The 2,846-nt window shown below is 37.3% G+C and carries 2 protein-coding genes; one reads left to right on the top strand and one right to left on the bottom strand.

What is annotated here, in order from left to right; translation table 11 throughout:
• The first annotated feature begins 257 nt into the window (after nt 1-257).
• Entirely contained in the window at nt 258-986 is a 729-nt protein-coding gene (locus HNQ34_RS17155; protein WP_183256532.1) for an EAL domain-containing protein, read from the top strand.
• A gap of 541 nt (nt 987-1,527) precedes the next feature.
• Here HNQ34_RS17155 and HNQ34_RS17150 read toward each other — a convergent pair.
• Nucleotides 1,528-2,517, bottom strand: a complete 990-nt coding sequence (locus tag HNQ34_RS17150; protein ID WP_246364317.1) for a methyl-accepting chemotaxis protein — start codon at nt 2,515-2,517, stop codon at nt 1,528-1,530.
• Nucleotides 2,518-2,846 lie beyond the last annotated feature (329 nt).

Below are 2,846 nucleotides of genomic sequence, written 5' to 3'. Positions count from 1 at the left end.
TGGTTGTTCGGTCCTCTGTCACGCGAAGGCGTGACGAAGGCAAGTCACACACTTGCCGCCGACAGTCGAAAAAATAGGGAGTCTACTTTTTCGTCAGCCATAAGTTAAACCTCCCAGTTGTATTTATATAGATACTAAGAAGGTTCACATTGTAGTGCGATAAAGCACTCTTTGTCAACTGCTCATAAACTGCCTCTTTAGAAAAAATTAGAGGCAGTTTTTTATTGATTTCACGTATGAACGAGGAGAGAACACGCATGGAATTAGATACTATTAGAGAAATTATAGCGAAAAATTTATTTACAAACGTATTTCAACCGATTTACCATCTACCTAGCAAAAAAATTGTAGGATATGAAAGCTTGCTTCGCTGCCCTCTTGTCAAAAGTCCTGACGTGCTTTTTCAGGCTGCTCAAAAACAAGGATGTGTACACGAGTTAGATATGTCCTCCATCTCAAATTCAATTCAAACTTTTTATTCGTATTATAAAAAAATCAAAGAAAATAATTTATTTTTATCGGTTAACGTGTATCCTTCTACAATTTCGTTTCCGTTTTTCCCGCAATTTTTAGAGAAGATTGTTGCGAAAACGTCTCTTTCGAATCAACAAATTATATTAGAAATTAATGAATCAGAATCGTTAAGAGACTTAAGCAAAATTATAAAAAATATTGCTGTGTTGAAAGAAAAAGGATTCGTTATCGCATTAGATGATCTTGGGATCGGAGAACATTCATTGCATACCTTGCTGGAAATAGAACCCGCTATCATTAAATTCGACCATTATTTAGCAAAAAATTTGTCGCAAAATCTAAAAAAACAAAAAGTGCTTTCCTACTTTTTAGACGTTTTTAATGATGGCGAAAAAATTATATTAGAGGGAATTGAAACAAAAGAAGATATGATATGCGCTCAAACTATAGGGATTCAGTATGCTCAAGGCTATTATTTATCAAAACCCCATTTATTACACGTTTCTTGTTGATATAATAAATGAAAAAGGTTCTAAATTTCGGGAACCTTTTTCTATAAAGCTACCTTAGCAACCGTTTGCCCATTATAAAGCCTATAGAGTCTTCATATGTGTGAAATGCTATCCAACATAAAAACATGAACCACGCTCATAAAATCATTCGCCCAACATATTTATTTACGAGGAAAATTACATTTATATTGCAAAAGGATCATCATCAATCAACATTACTTTTGGAAGTTGAATCAGACAAAAAAATGCATCAAAACTTTAAAGTCAAATAACCTAATTATATAAATGCCATTTGGAACTTTAACGTTTTCGTCTTTTATGGAGTAATCGGTATGTTTCGACTGTCGGGTGACCGAACAACACCGCTTCCAGACAAATGCATTTGCCTTTGAAGCGGTTGGTTGTTCGGTCCTCTGTCACGCGAAGGCGTGACGAAGGCAAGTCACAGACTTGCCGCCGACAGTCGAAAAAATAGGGAGTCTACTTTTTCATCAGTCATAAGTTAAACCTCCCTGTTGTATTTATATAGAAAACATGTCCACTATTTTGATGTAGTGGACATGTCTGTTTTAAATGTACCAATTAGCTTCTCCAGCTCCTCCGCAAGAGTTTGCAAATTGGAAGAAGAGCTATTTACGAGACTCGATGCCGTGACTTGTTCTTCAATCATCGCATTTGCTTCTTGGCTAGCAGCTCCGATTTGCTGCGCAGCACTTGAAATCGATTCAACGGATTGACTAATAATTTGAGATGCTTCCGATTGCTGTTCTACCGCAGCAGCAATGTTTGCTGAACTTTTATCGATTTCTTCTGTATTTTGCATAATGACAGAAAGAGCTTCTTCCGCTTGATTTGATAAACGTTTGCTGACGGCTACTTGCTCCCGCAACTGACTAATGATGTTCGCGGCTTCTTTTGTTTCTTTCTCATTCCCGCTAACAATCTCGCCAATATGTTTCGCTGCATTGGCACTTTCTTCTGCTAACTTTCTTACTTCATCCGCAACAATCGCAAATCCTCTTCCATACTCTCCTGCTCTAGCAGCCTCAATCGCTGCGTTTAAAGCTAATAAGTTGGTTTGGTCTGCCATGTGAGTAATCAACATGATCATTTCGGTAATTTGTTTGGAGCTATACTCTAATTTTTCAATTGTATTTTGCAAAATATTAGATTGTTTTTCAACCACTGTTAATTGTTGTGCGACACGATGCACCGCATCGACACCGTTTTGCGAAGTTTGAATGGCGCTTGTCGCTACGGCGCTCGCTTGCTGAGCAGAAGCCGCAATTTCTTCCATCGAAGAAGTGATTTCTTCAATAGTTGACTGCAGCTCCTCGATATTAGCACTTTGTTCTTGCGTAGCTGCAGCAGTTTGCTCAAACGTATTCGCTAACATCTCAATTGCTTTATCAGACGTATCGGCTACTTTTGCTAAACTGCTCGCTGCTTCTGTTAAATTTCTTGAGTCATGTTTAATTTTGATCACTAAATTTCGTAAATTTTCCGTCATTCTCTCAATAGTTTGCGCCAATTGTTTCAGTTCCCCAACAGCCTTAACATTTACTCCTTGGGTTAAATCCCCTTCTAACACTGCTTGAGAACAGCGAATCAATTCGCGTATAGGGAAAATGAATATAGACCTAAATATAACAAAACCGATAACAGAAAATATACCAGCTAATACCATTGTAATGATTGGATTAGAGACCCATACATTAACCAATATAGGTATAAAACTAGCTATTAGAAATGCTAACAAAATGGCTATATAAATTCAGTTTGAAATTCCGACACGTTTAATCAACCTGTATTCTTGTCTATACTGCTCCTAAACGAGTCAGTCAAAGGAGCGGATGAAGA

This window comes from Anoxybacteroides tepidamans (assembly GCF_014201465.1).
GTDB classification, from domain to species: Bacteria; Bacillota; Bacilli; order Bacillales; family Anoxybacillaceae; genus Anoxybacteroides; species Anoxybacteroides tepidamans.
This window is presented reverse-complemented; position numbering and strand designations above follow the sequence as displayed.